This is a genomic window from Streptomyces shinuiensis, from assembly GCF_043660855.1.
Lineage (GTDB): Bacteria > Actinomycetota > Actinomycetes > Streptomycetales > Streptomycetaceae > Streptomyces.
The window spans coordinates 3,555,659-3,571,601 of sequence record NZ_JBIHML010000001.1; the positions used below are offsets into that span (position 1 = coordinate 3,555,659).

Annotated in this window: 14 protein-coding genes and 1 tRNA gene; 10 read left to right on the top strand and 5 right to left on the bottom strand. The window is 73.4% G+C overall.

Translation table 11 applies throughout. The features are described from left to right. Window positions 1–8 precede the first annotated feature (8 nt). Both ACGRHY_RS16290 and ACGRHY_RS16295 read right to left on the bottom strand, forming a co-directional pair. Entirely contained in the window at window positions 9–1,340 is a 1,332-nt protein-coding gene (locus ACGRHY_RS16290) for an MFS transporter (RefSeq protein WP_394636060.1), read from the bottom strand. A 264-nt stretch (window positions 1,341–1,604) separates the two neighbouring features. Continuing rightward, window positions 1,605–3,086 (bottom strand): potassium/proton antiporter, encoded by a 1,482-nt coding sequence (locus ACGRHY_RS16295; RefSeq protein ID WP_394636061.1) that lies wholly within the window; start codon window positions 3,084–3,086, stop codon window positions 1,605–1,607. A gap of 220 nt (window positions 3,087–3,306) precedes the next feature. Here ACGRHY_RS16295 and ACGRHY_RS16300 point away from each other — a divergent pair, with 220 nt between their 5' ends. Next, window positions 3,307–6,141, top strand: a complete 2,835-nt coding sequence (locus ACGRHY_RS16300) for a penicillin acylase family protein (RefSeq protein WP_394636062.1) — start codon at window positions 3,307–3,309, stop codon at window positions 6,139–6,141. A 66-nt stretch (window positions 6,142–6,207) separates the two neighbouring features. Here ACGRHY_RS16300 and ACGRHY_RS16305 read toward each other — a convergent pair whose 3' ends face one another. After that, window positions 6,208–6,792, bottom strand: a complete 585-nt coding sequence (locus tag ACGRHY_RS16305; protein WP_394636063.1) for a 5-formyltetrahydrofolate cyclo-ligase — start codon at window positions 6,790–6,792, stop codon at window positions 6,208–6,210. Window positions 6,793–7,028: 236 nt separating this feature from the next. On the opposite strand from ACGRHY_RS16305, the gene galU reads away from it, so the two are divergent. From galU to ACGRHY_RS16340, 7 genes are all read left to right on the top strand, one after another. Then, a complete protein-coding gene (gene galU, locus ACGRHY_RS16310; protein WP_394636064.1) occupies window positions 7,029–7,934 on the top strand; it encodes a UTP--glucose-1-phosphate uridylyltransferase GalU in 906 nt (301 codons plus the stop codon). A 4-nt stretch (window positions 7,935–7,938) separates the two neighbouring features. Continuing rightward, on the top strand, window positions 7,939–9,339 hold the full coding sequence (locus tag ACGRHY_RS16315) for a molybdopterin molybdotransferase MoeA (protein WP_394636065.1): 1,401 nt from the start codon (window positions 7,939–7,941) through the stop codon (window positions 9,337–9,339). Between the two features lie 64 nt (window positions 9,340–9,403). Then, a complete protein-coding gene (moaC, locus tag ACGRHY_RS16320) occupies window positions 9,404–9,913 on the top strand; it encodes a cyclic pyranopterin monophosphate synthase MoaC (protein ID WP_394636066.1) in 510 nt (169 codons plus the stop codon). Further along, window positions 9,910–10,449 (top strand): MogA/MoaB family molybdenum cofactor biosynthesis protein, encoded by a 540-nt coding sequence (locus ACGRHY_RS16325; RefSeq protein WP_394636067.1) that lies wholly within the window; start codon window positions 9,910–9,912, stop codon window positions 10,447–10,449. The genes moaC and ACGRHY_RS16325 overlap by 4 nt, the downstream gene beginning before the upstream one ends. Beyond that, the gene (locus tag ACGRHY_RS16330) at window positions 10,446–11,072 is read left to right on the top strand and encodes a GNAT family N-acetyltransferase (protein ID WP_394638080.1); all 627 of its coding nucleotides are present in this window, start codon (window positions 10,446–10,448) and stop codon (window positions 11,070–11,072) included. Before ACGRHY_RS16325 ends, ACGRHY_RS16330 begins: the two co-directional genes overlap by 4 nt. 172 nt (window positions 11,073–11,244) lie before the next feature. Then, the gene (gene sepX, locus ACGRHY_RS16335) at window positions 11,245–12,399 is read left to right on the top strand and encodes a divisome protein SepX/GlpR (protein ID WP_394636068.1); all 1,155 of its coding nucleotides are present in this window, start codon (window positions 11,245–11,247) and stop codon (window positions 12,397–12,399) included. A gap of 103 nt (window positions 12,400–12,502) precedes the next feature. Then, window positions 12,503–12,576, top strand: a tRNA-Ala gene (locus ACGRHY_RS16340). 333 nt (window positions 12,577–12,909) lie between these two features. On the opposite strand, the gene ACGRHY_RS16345 is transcribed toward ACGRHY_RS16340, so the two are convergent. Further along, complete coding sequence (locus tag ACGRHY_RS16345; protein ID WP_394636069.1) at window positions 12,910–13,443, bottom strand: NUDIX domain-containing protein; 534 nt, start codon at window positions 13,441–13,443, stop codon at window positions 12,910–12,912. Between the two features lies 1 nt (window position 13,444). After that, window positions 13,445–14,512, bottom strand: coding sequence for a MerR family transcriptional regulator (locus tag ACGRHY_RS16350; RefSeq protein WP_394636070.1), 1,068 nt, complete (start codon window positions 14,510–14,512; stop codon window positions 13,445–13,447). A gap of 108 nt (window positions 14,513–14,620) precedes the next feature. On the opposite strand from ACGRHY_RS16350, the gene ACGRHY_RS16355 reads away from it, so the two are divergent. Beyond that, a complete protein-coding gene (locus tag ACGRHY_RS16355) occupies window positions 14,621–15,274 on the top strand; it encodes a sigma factor (RefSeq protein ID WP_394636071.1) in 654 nt (217 codons plus the stop codon). A gap of 2 nt (window positions 15,275–15,276) precedes the next feature. After that, on the top strand, window positions 15,277–15,894 hold the full coding sequence (locus tag ACGRHY_RS16360; RefSeq protein WP_394636072.1) for a DUF4383 domain-containing protein: 618 nt from the start codon (window positions 15,277–15,279) through the stop codon (window positions 15,892–15,894). Window positions 15,895–15,943 lie beyond the last annotated feature (49 nt).

Here is a 15,943-nt window from a genome sequence, read left to right on the forward strand (position 1 = left end):
AGCCCTCGTCACCCGGTTCGCGGCCCCTTCCCGTCGCCTGTCCGCCGGTCGTCCGTCCGCCCGTCCCCGGCCTGCTCGCCGTCCGGCTTCAGCCATCCGCGCAGCGCCGCCACCGTGACCAGCGCCAGCGCCGTGGCGGCCAGCGGCACCGTGAACCCGGCGTTCGCCCCGAAGCCGTCCGTCAACTGCCCGGCGGCCGACGCGGCGCCGGCCTGCCCCAGTGCCACAGCGCCGGCCATCCAGGTGAACGCCTCGGTGCGCACGCCCGCCGGAACCAGCCGCTCCACCAGGGTGAAGCCGGTGATCAGGCTCGGCGCGATGCCCATGCCCGCCAGCAGTCCGAGGACGGCCAGCAGCGGGACCACGTCCACCGCCCACAGCGGCGCGGTGGTCAGCGTCAGCAGCGCGTACGCCGCCAGCAGCCGGCGCTGCGGGGCCGAACGCCAGGTCAGGGCGCCGTAGACGAGGCCGGCGAGCATGTTGCCCGCGGCGAAGATCCCGTACAGCACGCCGTTGAGGCCCGGCTGTCCGATGGAGTCGGTGAAGGCGGCCATCGACACCTGCATCCCTCCGAAGACCGCGCCGATGCCGAGGAAGGCGACGATCAGCACCCGCACGCCCGGCACCGACAGTGCCGAGGCGTGCCGCGCGCCGTCCGCTCCCCGGGCGCGGCGGTGGGCGGGGGGCGCGGTACGGCGCTGGGCCGCGAAGAGCAGCCCGCCGACGATGGTCAGGGCCGCCTCGGCGGCCAGCCCGGCGGCCGGGTGCACCCCGGTGCACAGTGCGGTGGCCAGGACCGGGCCGATGACGAAGGTGAACTCGTCGGTGACCGACTCGAACGCCGCCGCCGTCGACAGCAGCCGGGTGCTGCCCGCCCCGCCCCGCCCGGCGGGCGGGCCCGGCCTGCTCCTGAGCAGATGCGCCCAGCGGGCGCGCACCATCGGGCCGACCTGCGGCACCGAGGCGCCGGCCGGCACGGCCGCCAGCAGCAGCGCCCACAGCGGCGCCCGGGACAGCGCCAGGGCCACCAGTACGCCCACGGCGGCGGCGTGCAGCAGCACCCCGGGCACCAGGACCGCGCGCTGGCCGAAGCGGTCGGCGAGCCGGCCGCTTCGGGGTGCGAACAGGGCCATCGACACGCCGGTCACCGCCGAGACGGTGCCCGCCGTGCCGAACGATCCGGTGGTGTCCTCGACCAGCAGCACGATGCCGAGCGTCAGCATCGCGAAGGGCTGGCGGGCCAGGAAGCCGGGCAGCAGGAACGTCCACGCACCGGGGGTGCGCAGCAGGTCCCGGTAGCCGGGCTTCCGGTTCGTGACGGGAGTGACCGTGGTGGCCACGGCCGTACCTTTCTGCCGCCTGGTAGCGCGCCGCGGACCGTACGGCGAGCGGTGTCGCGGTACGGCGGGGGCACGCCGAAGGCCGTCCTCTCGCACGGACCGCGGCGTGTGGTCGGCCGGGCGGCCGTGCCGGCCCTGCATCAGGCGGGGTCGAAACTCCGGTAGCTCCGAAAGTCGGACAAACGTACGGCCTCAGGGTAGCCGATCACCCCGCAGGCCCGGCCGCGACCCGTTCTCGTCCCTGTCTCCGCCTGTCTCCGCACCTCAGCCCCTCCGCAGCGCCGAACTGCCCGCCGTCCCCAGCCAGCCCGCCAGCTTGCCGCCCCGGCCCACGGCCATCAGCCGCCGCTCGGTGGCGTCGCGCACCGCGTCGGTGGCGACCACCAGCAGTTCGTCGCCGTGCCGCAGGACGGTCGAGGGCGAGGGCACGAAACTGCTGCCCTCCCGTACGACCAGGGTGACCGCCGCGCCTTTCGGCAGCCGCAGCTCGCCCACCTCCACGCCCTGCATGCGCGAGCCGTCGGGGATGGAGACCGCGATCAGATGTCCGCGCAGCCGCTCCAGCGGGGCCGACTCGATCTCCAGGTCCTGCGTGCCGTCGGCCTTGTCCAGCCCGAGCCGGCGGGCGACCCACGGCAGGGTCGGCCCCTGGAGCAGGGTGAAGACCACGACCAGCACGAAGACGATGTTGAAGATCCGCCGGCTGCCCTGCACCTGGCCGACCATGGGGATCGTCGCCAGGATGATCGGCACCGCGCCGCGCAGCCCCGCCCACGACATCAGCGTCTGCTCCCGCCAGGGGAGCCGGAAGGGCAGGGAGCACAGCACCACGGACACCGGCCGTGCCACCAGCGTCAGCACCAGCCCCACCGCCAGCGCCGCCCAGGAGTCGCGCAGCAGCTCCGAAGGGGCCGCCAGCAGGCCGAGCAGTACGAACAGGCCGATCTGCGCGATCCACGCCATGCCGTCGGCGAACCCCCGGGTGGCCGGGCGGTGCGGCAGCCTGGAGTTGCCGAGGACGACCGCGCTGACGTAGACCGCCAGGAATCCGCTGCCCTGCGCCAGCGCGCCCCCGGCGTACGCCAGGACGCACAGCGCCATCACCGCGATCGGGTACAGGCCGGAGGCCGGCAGCGCGACCTGCCGCAGCCCGTACTCGCCCAGCTTGCCGACGGCCAGGCCCACCGCGAGCCCGATGGCCAGCTGCAGCGCGATCTGCCCGAGCAGGACGTACCACGACTCCATCGGGCCGGCCGAGGCGAAGGCGACGACCAGAATCACCACCGGGGCGTCGTTGAACCCGGACTCCGCCTCCAGCATCCCCGTCAGACGGGGCGGCAGCGGCACCTTGCGCAGCACGGAGAAGACCGCCGCGGCGTCCGTCGAGGAGACGACCGCCCCCATGATCAGTGCCGGGCGCCAGTCCAGCCCCACCAGGTAGTGGGCCCCCGCGGCGGTGACACCCACGCTGATCGCGACGCCCGCGGTCGCCAGTACGGCCGCGGCGGGCACCGCCGGGCGGATCTGGCGCCACTTGGTGCCCAGACCGCCTTCGGCGAGGATCACCACGAGCGCCGCGTAGCCCAGCACCTGGGTCAGTTCGGCGTTGTCGAACTCGACCCCGAGGCCGTCCTGTCCGATGACGAGTCCGATGCCGAGGTAGATCAGCAGGCTGGGGAGCCCCGTGCGGGAGGAGAGCCGGACGGCCGCGACGGCGACGAGCAGGACGAGCGCGGAGACCAGCATGAGTTCGTTGAGGCGGTCGACAGTCAGAAGCGGATCCTTCCGTGGGCGTGCGGAGGCAACGGCCGGGACCCGGCCGCCGGGAAGTCATTTCATTGCCTAACAATTTACCATTGCTTGAATCTTCGGCCCCCGATGCGCGGACTCCCTGCCGACCGGTGACCCGGCTCGTCCTATGGTTGCTCCAGCACCTCTGGTCCCACCCTGCCCTCGAAGGACAGCGATGCCCGCCAAGAAGACCCCGCGACGCGCCCGCCTCCTCGTGATCGCAGTCGTGCTGCTGCTCGTGGCGGGCGTCGGCTACGGCGCCTACTGGAGCGTCGGCACCGTCCGCGCGTCCTTCCCGCAGACGACCGGCTCGATGGAGCTCGACGGCCTCTCCGCCCCGGTCACCGTCAAACGCGACGAGCACGGCATACCCCAGCTCTACGCCGACAGCGCCGAGGACCTCTTCCGCGCCCAGGGCTACGTCCACGCCCAGGATCGCTTCTGGGAGATGGACGTACGGCGGCACACGACGGCCGGGCGGCTGTCGGAGATGTTCGGCGAGAGCCAGGTCGAGACCGACGCCTTCCTGCGCACCCTGGGCTGGCGGAAGGTGGCGCAGGAGGAGTACGACACCAAGCTGTCGGAGACGACCAAGAAGTACCTGCTGGCCTACGCCGAGGGCGTCAACGCCTATCTGGGCGGCCGCAGCGGCGCGGAACTCTCCCTGGAGTACGCGGCCCTCGGCCTCGTCAGCGACTACAGGCCGCACAAGTGGTCACCGGTGGACTCCGTCGCCTGGCTCAAGGCCATGGCCTGGGACCTGCGCGGCAACATGCAGGACGAGATAGACCGGGCCCTGCTCTCCAGCCGCCTGACGAACAAGCAGATCGAGGCGCTCTACCCGGACTACCCCTACGACCGCAACAAGCCGATCGTCCGGGACGGCGCCGTCAGCACCCTCGACGGCGCCTACGACCCGAAGGGCACCGCCGCGGAGGGCGGGAGCGCCGCGCAGGACGGCACCGCCGTCCCCGGCGCCACGGACCCCGGCACCGCGGCTCCGGGCGGGACGGCCTCCCCCGGCGGCACCGCCCAGGGCGCCGAGACCGGCCAGGGCGCCCCGGCGGGCCAGGGTGCCGAGGCGGGCCAGGGCGCCCAGGGTGTGCGGACCCAGCTCGCAGCCCTGGCCGCCTCCCTCGACGCCGTCCCCGCCCTCCTCGGCCCCAGCGGCGACGGCATCGGCTCCAACTCCTGGGTCGTCTCCGGCGAGTACACGACCACCGGCAAGCCGCTGCTCGCCAACGACCCGCACCTGGCCCCGCAGCTCCCCTCCCTCTGGTACCAGATGGGTCTGCACTGCAACTCGGTCGGCAAGGACTGCCCCTTCGACGTCGCGGGCTTCACCTTCTCCGGCATGCCGGGCGTGATAATCGGCCACAACCAGGACATCTCCTGGGGCTTCACCAACCTCGGCGCCGACGTCACCGACCTCTACCTGGAGAAGATCGAGGACGGGACGTACCTCTACGACGGCGAGAAGGTCCCTTACGACACCCGCGAGGAGGTCATCAAGGTCGCGGGCGGCGAGGACCGGAAGATCACCGTCCGCTCCACCCGCCACGGCCCCCTCGTCTCCGACCGCAGCAACGAGCTGGCCGGCGTAGGCGACCACGCCCCGGTCGGCGACGTCGCCCCCGACCGCGGCAAGGGCTACGCCGTCGCGCTGCGCTGGACGGCGCTGGAGCCCTCCAGGACCATGGACGCGGTCTTCGAGCTGAACACCGCCGCCGACTTCGACGGGTTCCGCAAGGCCGCCCGGAAGTTCGCCGTCCCCTCCCAGAACCTGGTCTACGCCGACACCGAGGGCAACATCGGCTACCAGGCTCCCGGCCGCATCCCCGTCCGCGCCGAGGGCCACGACGGCCGCTACCCGGCGCCCGGCTGGGACCCGGACCACGAGTGGAGGAGCTACATACCGCAGGAGGCCCTGCCCTGGGAGTACAACCCGGAGCGCGGCTACATCGTCACCGCCAACCAGGCCGTGATCGACGCGGAGAAGTACCCCTACCTGCTCACCGAGGACTGGGGCTACGGCGCGCGCAGCCAGCGGATCGACGACCTCATCCAGTCCAAGATCAAGGACGGCGGCAAGGTCTCCACGGACGACATGCGGACCATGCAGCTGGACAACAGCAGCGAGATGGCCAAGATCCTGGTGCCGTACCTGCTGAAGATCGACGTCGAGGACCCCTACGTCCGCCGGGCGCAGGAACTGCTGGAGGGCTGGGACTACACCCAGGACGCCGACTCCGCGCCCGCCGCCTACTTCAACGGCGTGTGGCGCAACCTCCTCAAGCTCGGCTTCGGCAACAAGCTCCCCAAGGAGGTCCGAGTCGAGGGCGAGTGCCTGCGGGTCCGCCCGGCCGACGAGTCCGGCCCGATCGAGGACCTGAGCGGCAACCCGCGCACCGTCCGCGAGTGCGGCACACGCGCCCCGGAGTCCGCGCAGCCCGACGGCGGCGACCGCTGGTACGAGGTCGTGCGCACGCTGCTGGACGAGCCCGACAGCGGCTGGTGGACCCCCGGCAGCCGGTTCGAGGAGGGCGGGGGCGACCGCGACGCGCTGCTGGCCCGCGCCATGAAGGACGCCCGCTGGGAGCTGACCACCAAGCTCGGCAAGGACATCGAGACCTGGAGCTGGGGCCGTCTGCACCGGCTGATGCTCAAGAACCAGACCCTGGGCACCGCGGGCCCCGGCTTCGTACAGCACCTGCTCAACCGCGGTCCCTGGGACCTCGGCGGCGGTGAGGCGGCCGTCAACGCCACCGGCTGGAACGCGGCGGGCGGCTACGAGGTGATCTGGGTGCCGTCGATGCGGATGGTGGTCAACCTGGCCGACCTCGACGAGTCGAGCTGGATCAACCTCACCGGCGCCTCCGGTCACGCCTACCACGCCAACTACGTGGACCAGACGGACAAGTGGGCCGAGGGCGAGCAGCTCGACTGGGCGTTCAGCCGGGAGGCCGTCGACGACGCGACCGAGGACACCATGGCCCTCACCCCGTCGTAGCGCCGCGGGGGCCCGGCGCGCCGGGCCCCCGCGCAGGCCCCGCCGCGAGCCCCGCGCCCGCCGGTCTCACGCCGTGAAGCGGTGCACCCCCCCGGGGGTCACCGCGGCGTGCACCGGACGGTCGTGGGGCTCCGCCGGTACCCGGCGCAGGTACTCGCCGGAGTGCAGCAGCACCACCAGCGCCGGGGCGGCCCCGGACGCCTCGATCCGGGCCAGCACCCGGTCGTAGCTGCCCCCGCCGCGCCCCAGGCGCATCCCGCGCCGGTCCACCGCCAGACCCGGCAGCAGTACGGCATCCGCCCCGGTCACGGCCTCCGGCCCGAGCCGCGGCCCGGTGGGCTCCAGCAGCCCCCGGCGGGCGGGGGAGAGGAACTCGGCGCCCTCGTACGCGGCCCAGTCCAGGTCGTCGTCCGGCAGCAGCACCGGCAGCAGCACGCGTACGCCGCGCCAGCGCAGTTCGTCCACCAGCGCGCGGGTGTCCGGCTCGCGCCCCACCGAGACGTACGCGGCGACGTTGCGCGCCCCGGCCAGCTCGGGCAGTTCCAGGGCGTGCCGGGCGAGCGCGCCGGCGAGCCGGTGGACGCCGTCCTCAGGCAGATGGGCCCGCGCCGCCAGGAGGGCGCGCCGCAGGGCCCGCTTCTCACCGGCCACCGTCTGCGCCGTATCCGGTGCCGTGTGCGTACCCCGGTGTGCTCCGGTGGTTCCGTCGTCCTTCACGCCGTGTTCATCTCCCCGGCTCGATTACGCCAGTCCCTCGCCATGGCAGGCGCATTATCATCCTGATGGCGCGCCAGCGCGGCCCCGAGCATCGGGACATTCGCCCGTAAACCGCAACGGACCAGTCAGACATGCGCGTTACGTGACAAACCAACGGCTATGGTGCAGACATGACTACCTCGCGTACACGGCGGATCACCAAGGCCGTCATCCCGGCCGCCGGGCTCGGCACCCGCTTCCTTCCGGCGACGAAGGCCACCCCGAAGGAGATGCTGCCGGTCGTCGACAAGCCCGCGATCCAGTACGTGGTGGAGGAGGCCGTCACCGCCGGCCTCCCCGACGTCCTGATGGTCACCGGCCGCAACAAGCGCCCGCTGGAGGACCACTTCGACCGCAACTACGAGCTGGAGGAGGTGCTGCGCAGCAAGGGCGACGCGACCAAGCTCACCCGCGTCCAGGAGTCCACCGACCTGGCCACCATCCACTACGTGCGCCAGGGCGACCCCAGGGGCCTGGGCCACGCGGTGCTGTGCGCCGCCCCGCACGTCGGCGACCAGCCCTTCGCCGTCCTCCTCGGCGACGACCTCATCGACGCGCGCGACCCGCTGCTGTCGAGGATGATCGAGGTCCAGGAGACCTACGGCGGCAGCGTCGTGGCGCTGCTGGAGGTCGACCCGGCCAGCATCCACCTCTACGGCTGCGCCGTCGCCGAGCCCACCGGCGACGACGACGTCGTGCGTGTGTCGGACCTGGTGGAGAAGCCCTCCCGCGAGGACGCCCCCAGCAACCTGGCCGTCATCGGCCGCTACGTCCTGGACCCGGCCGTCTTCGAGGTGCTGCGCAAGACCGAGCCCGGCCGCGGCGGCGAGATCCAGCTCACCGACGCCCTCCAGACCCTCGCAGCCGACCCTTCCATCGGCGGCCCGGTCCACGGTGTGGTATTCAAGGGCCGCCGCTACGACACCGGCGACCGCGGGGACTACCTCCGCGCCATCGTCAGGCTGGCGAGCGAGCGCGAGGACCTGGGCCCGGACTTCCGCGCCTGGCTGCGAGACTTCGTCAAAGAGGAGCTGTAGGCACTTGAGCGGTACCCGGTCCGTCGACGAGCACCTGGCCGACGTCCTGCGGTCGGTCCGGCCGCTGGAACCCATCGAGCTGCACCTGCTCGACGCCCAGGGCTGCGTGCTCACCGAGGACGTCCTGGTGCCCGTCTCCCTGCCCCCCTTCGACAACAGCTCCATGGACGGCTACGCGGTGCGCGTCGCCGACGTGGGGAAGGCGGGTGAGGAAGACCCGGCGGTGCTGGAGGTCGTCGGCGACGTGGCGGCGGGCGCCGGCCGGCTGCCCGAGGTCGGCCCCGGCCAGGCCGCCCGCGTGATGACCGGCGCACCGCTGCCGCCCGGCGCCGAGGCCGTCGTCCCCGTGGAGTGGACCGACGGCGGCACCGGCGCCGGCCCCGCCGACGCCATGGCCGCCCACAGCGCAGACCCGTCCGGCGCGGCCGGCGAGGTCCGCGTCCACCGTCCGGTGACGGCACGGCAGTACGTGCGGAGCAAGGGCGGCGACGTACGCGCCGGCTCCGTCGCGCTGGAGGCCGGCACCGTCCTGGGTCCGGCACAGATCGGCCTGCTGGCCGCCGTCGGCTGCGGCACCGTCACCGTACGGCCGCGCCCGCGCGTGGTGGTGCTCTCCACCGGCAGTGAACTGGTCCGCCCCGGAGCGCCGTTGGGACCCGGCCAGATCCACGACTCCAACAGCTTCGCCCTGACCGCAGCCGCCCGCGACGCCGGCGCCATCGCCTACCGCGTCGGCGCGGTGGCCGACGACGCCGCCACCCTGCGCACCGTCGTCGAGGACCAGCTCGTGCGCGCCGACGCCATCGTCACCAGCGGCGGTGTCAGCGTCGGCGCGTACGACGTGGTCAAGGAGGCGCTCACCGGCCTGGAGGGCACCGTCCTGGGCGGCGCCGAGCCGACGGGCGACGGGGACGGCGAGGACGGCGGCGGCGACGGCGAGGACGCCGAGGGTGTCGGCGACACGCCGCGGCCCCCCGCACGCGTGGAGTTCCGCCGCCTGGCCATGCAGCCCGGCAAACCGCAGGGCTTCGGCCTGGTCGGCCCCGACCGGATCCCGCTGTTCGCCCTCCCCGGCAACCCCGTCAGCTCCTACGTCTCCTTCGAACTGTTCGTCCGCCCCGCCCTGCGCGCCCTGATGGGCCTGGAGCCCGTCACCCGGCGCTCGGTCACCGCCCGGCTGGAGTGCGGGGAGCCGATCACCTCCCCGGAGGGCAAGCGCCAGTTCCTGCGCGGCCGGTACGAGCCCCCGGCCGCCGGGGAGGAACTGGGCACGGTCCGCCCGGTGGGCGGCCCCGGCTCGCACCTGCTGGGCTCCCTGGCCCGCGCCGACGCGCTGGTCGTCGTACCCGAGCGGACCACGCAGGTCGCCCGGGGCGACGAACTGGAGGTCGTGCTCCTGGACTGACGCGCCGGTGCCCGCGCCGCGGCGGGTACCGTTGTCGTCCGGAACGGACCGACGCGGGAGAGCGATGAGCAGCGCGCGACAGGGGAGTCCAGCGGACGGGGCCGCAGGCCTCACCCACATCGACGAGGCGGGCGCGGCCCGGATGGTCGACGTCTCGGCCAAGGACGTCACCGCCCGCACGGCGCGCGCCACCGGCCGCGTACGCGTCTCCCCCCGGGTGGTGGAGCTGCTGCGCGGCGAGGGCGTGCCCAAGGGCGACGCGCTCCCGGTCGCCCGTATCGCCGGGATCATGGGCGCCAAGCGCACCCCCGACCTCGTACCGCTGTGCCACCCGCTGTCCCTGTCCGGGGTGAAGGTCGACCTCGCCGTCGCCGACGACGCGGTGGAGATCACGGCGACGGTGCGCACCACCGACCGCACGGGTGTGGAGATGGAGGCGCTGACGGCCGTGTCGGTCGCGGCGCTGACGGTCGTCGACATGGTCAAGGCCGTCGACAAGGGGGCCGTCATCACGGACGTGCGGGTGGAGGAGAAGACCGGGGGAGCCTCCGGGGACTGGAGCCGCGACCGATGACCGAGCCCGTGCCCGAGTCCGCGTCCGGGCCGCCCGTGCCCATGACCCGCCGCGCCCTCGCCGTCACCGTCTCCAACCGCGCCGCCGCGGGCGTCTACGCCGACACCACCGGCCCGCTGCTGGCCCGGTCCCTGCGCGCACTGGGCTTCACCACCGACGGCCCGCGCGTCGTCCCGGACGGGGAGCCCGTCCAGGACGTGCTGCGCGAGGCCGTCGCCGACGGCTACGCCGTGGTGCTCACCACCGGCGGCACCGGCATCTCGCCCACCGACCGCACGCCGGAGATGACCCGGGCCGTACTCGACCACGAGGTCCCAGGCATCCCCGAGGCCATCCGCGCCGCAGGCCTGGCCAAGGTGCCCACCGCCGCCCTCTCGCGCGGCGTCGCGGGCGTCGCCGGACGCACCCTGATCGTCAACCTCCCCGGCTCCACCGGAGGCGTGCGCGACGGCCTGACGGTCCTGGAACCCCTGCTGCCGCACGCCGTGGACCAGATCCACGGCGGCGACCACCCCAGGAAGGACGCACCCCACTGAACGCACCCTGGCCGGTCGAGCTGACGGACGGTGACATCACCCTCCGCCCCATAAGGCTGCGCGACCACCGCGTCTGGCGCGAGGTGAACCAGCGCAACCGCGACTGGCTGCGCCCCTGGGAGGCCACCGTCCCGCCCGCCCTGCCCGGCCGCCTGCCGCCGCGCCGCCCGACGTACCGGCAGATGGTCCGGCATCTGCGGACGGAAGCGCAGGCGGGCCGGATGCTGCCCTTCGTGATCGAGTACCGGGGGCGGCTGGTCGGCCAGCTCACCGTCGCGGGCATCACCTGGGGCTCGATGTGCTCGGGCCACATCGGTTACTGGGTCGACCGGGAGGTGGCCGGACGCGGTGTGATGCCGACGGCCGTCGCGCTCGCCGTGGACCACTGCTTCCGCACCGTCGGACTGCACCGGATCGAGGTCTGCATCCGCCCGGAGAACGGGCCGAGCCGCCGGGTGGTGGAGAAACTCGGATTCCGCGAGGAAGGGCTGCGGCCGCGTTATCTGCACATCGACGGCGCCTGGCGCGATCATCTGGTCTACGCGCTGACCACGGAGGACGTCCCCGGGCGCCTGCTGGAACGCTGGCACCGTCGCTCTCTTCCGGGAGCCTCGCAGAAATAAAATAAATGTTCGATATTGCCTGAGGGTAAGACACCTTACAGTCATCGGTCGGACACATTCGCGGAGGCAGGCCGCCGTAATCACAAAAAACGGTTGAGATATCAGCCGGATCGTGCGACACACCGCGCCAATTGGCGTATCACCTTCGCGAAACCCCTCTACCGTGTGGTGGGTGAGCAGCAGCGGCCTCATTTACGCAGTCATCGTCGGGGCCTGGGCCGCCTACCTGGTGCCGATGTGGCTCCGTCGGCAGGACGAACTCAACGAGGCCCGTCCGACGGAGCGCTTCGGCACCGCCATCCGGCTGCTGTCCGGCCGGGCTGGCATGGAGCGCCGGTACGCCAGGAACCTCAGGGGGGCGTCCGGGGACGGCGGCCCCGCCGACGGTGACGACCAGGGTGCCCCGGGCGTCGACGTCCGGGCGCTCGCCGACCCCGTGACCGAGCGCGTCGCGGTCCCCGGTCCCGCGACGGTCGCGCGTGCCGAGGCCCCCACCGAGGTACGCCGCCCCCAGCAGGAGCAGGAGGACCGGCGCGGCGGACAGCCCCGGCAGGACCGGCCCAGCCGTCCGAACCAGTCGGACCAGGTCCAGAAGGGACGGGCCAAGCTCCTCGCCCGCCGTCGGCGCACCACGATGGTGCTCTTCCTCGCCTTCACGCTCGGCGCGATCGTCGCGGCGGTCGGTGGCATCGCGTTCCTGTGGGCCCCGGCGATCCCGGCCGGGCTGCTGAGCGCCTACATCGCCCACATGCGCGCCCAGGAGAGGCGACGCTTCGAGTTCGTGATGGACCGGCGTCACGCCGAGGCCGCCGCCCGCCACCTGCGCGAGCGCCGCACGGACCGCGCCGACCGTACGGAGCGGGCGGACCGCGCCGCCGGCGGCCGTACCGCCACGGGACGCAACGCCACCGGCCGCAACGCCACCGCCCGCACCCCCGAGCCGGCCCCCGAGTCCGCCTCCGACCCGGAGGCGGACGAGCGGCGGGCCCTGGTGGAGCAGACCGACCACGCCGAGTGGGTGGACGCCCAGCGCCGCGAGCGCACCCCCGCCCCGGTGGAGAGCGGCTGGGAGCCCACCCCCGTACCGCTGCCCACCTACGTCAACGCCCCCGTCGCCCCGCGCACCGCCCGGAGCGTGGACCTGGAGGCCCCGGACGCCTGGAGTTCCGCCCGCTCCACCACGGCCTCCTCCGGGCCCGCCCGGCTCTCCGCCCCGGCCTCCCGGCTCTCCGCCCCGTCCTCCTCACCCTCGTCCGCGCCGCGCCGCCGGACCCCGCTCTTCGACCAGTACGCGGACGAGGGCCGCCCCCGCGCGGCCAACGAATGACCCCGCCCGCCCCGGGCACCCCCGTCGCCCCGCCCACCGTGACCAGCGCGGGAACGGATTTCCGCGCACGGGCGTGGGGATGCTAGGGTTTCACCCGTTGCAGGGGCCTGTAGCGCAGTCCGGTAGCGCACCTCGTTCGCATCGAGGGGGTCAGGGGTTCGAATCCCCTCAGGTCCACACAGGACCGTTCGCGGGTTCGCTCGGGAGCGGTTGACGAGACCTCGACCGATCTTCATGATCGGTCGAGGTCTCTGTCGTTTTCGGGAGCTGTTCGACCGTGTCTGGGGTCCCGATATCCGTCTCCGGACTCTTCGGTCGTCTGTGAATCCCCTCGCTGGGTTCTGACAGCACTATCGGCCCGGGCACGGGACGCTTTTCAAGCGGTCACGGGCCGGCTGGCACAGCCTCTCATCACCCGGCAACGGGTTTTTCACCTCGGAGACCCTGCTCCTGAACCGGGTTGCCGCAGTCAGCACGAGCGTAGTGCCGGCGGCGATCAGGACGGCGATCTCAGGGGTTCCAGCGGACGAGGGAGAGCCGCGGACCGCCGGTGAGGTAGCCGCGGAGGGCGCCGCCGGTGGAGGGGACGAAGTTCTCCGGGAGGGCGTCGACGGGAATCCAGCGGACCTGGGAGTGCTTGTCCGGTTCGCGGTTCTCGGGCTCGCCGGACCACTCGTGGGCGGCGAAGACGACGGTGAGGTAGCCGTTGGGGGACTCGACGCCCCGGGCCCCGTGGATGACATGGGCCAGGCGCAGGTGCTCGGCCTTCACGACCAGGCCGGTCTCCTCGCGCAGTTCGCGTACGGCGGTCTCCGTGACGGGCTCGCCGGGGTCGTTCTTGCCGGTGGGCAGATCCCACATCCCCTGCGCGAACTTGGCCCGCGGGCCGCGCTGGAGGAGGACGACGCGGTCGGCGGCCCTGTCGTGGACGATGACGGCCGCTACCAGCAGCGTCATAGACTCCAGCGCGGGCGGGAGAGTGGTGCGGATCTCGTGTTCGGGCTGTGCCACGGTGATCCCTTCGGAAGTCGGGCTTCCGAGCATGTCAGGCTGGACGCTCCGGCGGCCGGGGGCTCGTCGGAGCGGTCAGCAGGTCGAGGGCGTCGCGCAGACCGCGGGGGCGGAGGATGCCCGGCAGGCGCAGCCCCCGCCAGCCCGGCCCGGCGACCAGTACGGCGGGGCGCACGCGGGCGCCGCGCACGCCCCAGGCGGTGGCGCGTACCCGGTGGACCAGGGCGGGATCGGCGGTACGGCGGGTCTGGGACCAAAGGACGACGGCGTACGGCCCGGTGCGGCGCACCGCCTCCTCCATCGCCCCGGCCGGGACGGAGGCGCCGAACATCCGCACGCCGACGCCGTGTTCGGCCAGCCCGGCCGCCAGGACCTCCAGCGGGAGGGTGTGGGTCTCGTCGGGCGCGCAGGCCAGCAGCACCGGGGCGGAGGGCGCGGGGGAGGCGGCGGACACGGAGCGCGGCCGGACCGTCACACGGCGCAGGGCCGAGGAGACATGCCAGGACAGCAGGTGCTCCACCTCCACGTAGCGCTCGCCGGAGGTGACCCACTTGCGGCCCGCCGCCCGCAGGGTGGGCATGATCACCTCCTCCCAGGCGCCGGCCACGCCGTGCGCGGCGATCGCCCGGTCCAGCAGGTCGTCCAGGGCTGGGGCGTCCAGGCGTACGGCCGCGCGGGCCAGGCCCCGGCATTCCCGGCCGACGCTGCCCACGGGGAGGGCGTTGCCGCCGCCGGCGCGGGCCGGTGCGGAGGGTGGCCCGGCGGATTCCGCGGGTGATGCGGGCTCCGCGGGGGCTGCCGGTTCCTCGGGTGCGGGCCGCGCGGGTGCGGGGGGCGCCGGGCCGGGTGAGGCTGTGGCACGCGCCTGGCGGGCGGCCTCCGCCGGAGGCACGCCGGAGGCGGTCAGACGGCACATGGCCTCCAGCGCCGCGATGTCCTCCGGCGACCACCGCCGGTGCCGGCCGCCCTCCCGGACGCTCGGCCCCAGCCCGTACCGCCGGTCCCACGAGCGCAGGGTGGTGGGCGCGACGCCCAGTCGCCGGGCGACGGTGCCGGTGCTGAGGCCCGCCTGCCCGGGCCGGGGCTCCAGGGAATCCGCCATGCGTCCAGAGTAGTCGATGCAGAAACGATGCGACTTGCCCTCGCCTGTCATGCGCTCCACCGTGGTGGTATCGAAGCGCACCCCGCGCCCGGTGTGAGGAGTGAAGCCATGACGCCTGCGACGGTCCAGGTGGCGGCCCCTCGTGCGGAGCCCCGCGCGCGGCCGCGCCGGCCGGTCCCCGGGGGCGCGGCCGCCTCCGAGGAGGAACTGGTCAGGGCCCTGGCGCACGGCGAGGAATGGGCTCTGGCCGAACTCCTCGAACGCTTGGGCACGCTCGTCCACACCCTGTCCGCCCGCGTTGTGGGCGACCGCCAGGACGCGGAGGATGTCACCCAGCAGGTCTTCCTGGCCGCCTGGCGCGGCCGGGGCTCCCACCGGCCCGAGCGCGGCCCGCTGCCGGGCCGGCGCGTCGGCATCACCCGCAGGGTGGCGGCCGGCGCGCCGGCCGCCCGCGCCCGGCGCCACGAGCCGGCCGCGGCGGGCTCCACGTTCCCACCCGCCGCGGCCGGACCCCATCCGGACGAGGTCCTGGACCGCCTCCTGGCCGCCCGCGCGCTGGCGGGGCTGTCCGCGTCCCAGCGCCGGGTGCTCTTCCCGGCCTTCTACGAGGACCTCACCCGCACCGAGATAGCCCGGCGCACCGGCCTGCCTCTGGCACGGCCAAGGCGCACGCCCGCAGGGGACTGCTGCGGCTGCGCCGGCGGATGGATGCCGTCCGGTACACCCTGTGACCTTCCGTCAACCCCCGCGAGGAGGCGGTGACCATGAAAATCCAGGACGAACTGCCCATGGACCACCGGCTGTCCGGTGTCTACCGCTACGGAGCCGCCGCCAGCGGCCTCATCCTGCTGCTCTTCGGGATCCTCGGATTCGCCAACCGGCTCGACTTCTTCGACACCACCGGTTCCGAGATAGCGGGGCTGTCCAGCAACGGCCTGCTGAGCCTGATCTCGGTGACCGTCGGGACGCTGCTGATCGTCGGAGCGTTCATCGGCGGCAACTTCGCCTCCACGCTCAACATGACGGTCGGCGCGCTGTTCATCCTCAGCGGCTTCGTCAACCTCGCCCTGCTGGAGAGGTCCGCCAACATCCTGGCGTTCCGCATGCCCAACGTCATCTTCAGCTTCGTGATGGGCCTGGTCATCCTCACATTCGGGATGTATGGGCGGATAAGTGGCGGACTGCCGCACGACAACCCATACTGGCTCAGGCGCCACCCTGAACAGGCTGCCGCCGAGGAGGAGCGCAGGCGCCGCCTGGCGGCAGCGGGGATCGGCGCACCGGGTCGCACCCCCGAGTCCCTCGGGGCACGGGGGGCCGGCCCGGACCGGCCCGCTCTGAACCGTGACAACCACCGTGAAAGCGCCCAAGGGAGGGCGTAGCGGCACGCCGACCAACCAACCCCCCACAACAGGCGACGGGGAACCAATC

What these genes read in the sequence shown, in the direction of transcription:
- ACGRHY_RS16300 (WP_394636062.1), top strand. Translation starts at nt 3,307, where the DNA reads ATGCCCGCCAAGAAGACCCCGCGACGCGCCCGCCTCCTCGTGATCGCA.
- ACGRHY_RS16325 (WP_394636067.1), top strand. Translation starts at nt 9,910, where the DNA reads ATGACCGAGCCCGTGCCCGAGTCCGCGTCCGGGCCGCCCGTGCCCATG.
- galU (WP_394636064.1), top strand. Translation starts at nt 7,029, where the DNA reads ATGACTACCTCGCGTACACGGCGGATCACCAAGGCCGTCATCCCGGCC.
- moaC (WP_394636066.1), top strand. Translation starts at nt 9,404, where the DNA reads ATGAGCAGCGCGCGACAGGGGAGTCCAGCGGACGGGGCCGCAGGCCTC.
- ACGRHY_RS16350 (WP_394636070.1), bottom strand. Translation starts at nt 14,512, where the DNA reads ATGGCGGATTCCCTGGAGCCCCGGCCCGGGCAGGCGGGCCTCAGCACC.
- ACGRHY_RS16360 (WP_394636072.1), top strand. Translation starts at nt 15,277, where the DNA reads ATGAAAATCCAGGACGAACTGCCCATGGACCACCGGCTGTCCGGTGTC.
- ACGRHY_RS16345 (WP_394636069.1), bottom strand. Translation starts at nt 13,443, where the DNA reads ATGCTCGGAAGCCCGACTTCCGAAGGGATCACCGTGGCACAGCCCGAA.
- ACGRHY_RS16295 (WP_394636061.1), bottom strand. Translation starts at nt 3,086, where the DNA reads ATGCTGGTCTCCGCGCTCGTCCTGCTCGTCGCCGTCGCGGCCGTCCGG.
- ACGRHY_RS16355 (WP_394636071.1), top strand. Translation starts at nt 14,621, where the DNA reads ATGACGCCTGCGACGGTCCAGGTGGCGGCCCCTCGTGCGGAGCCCCGC.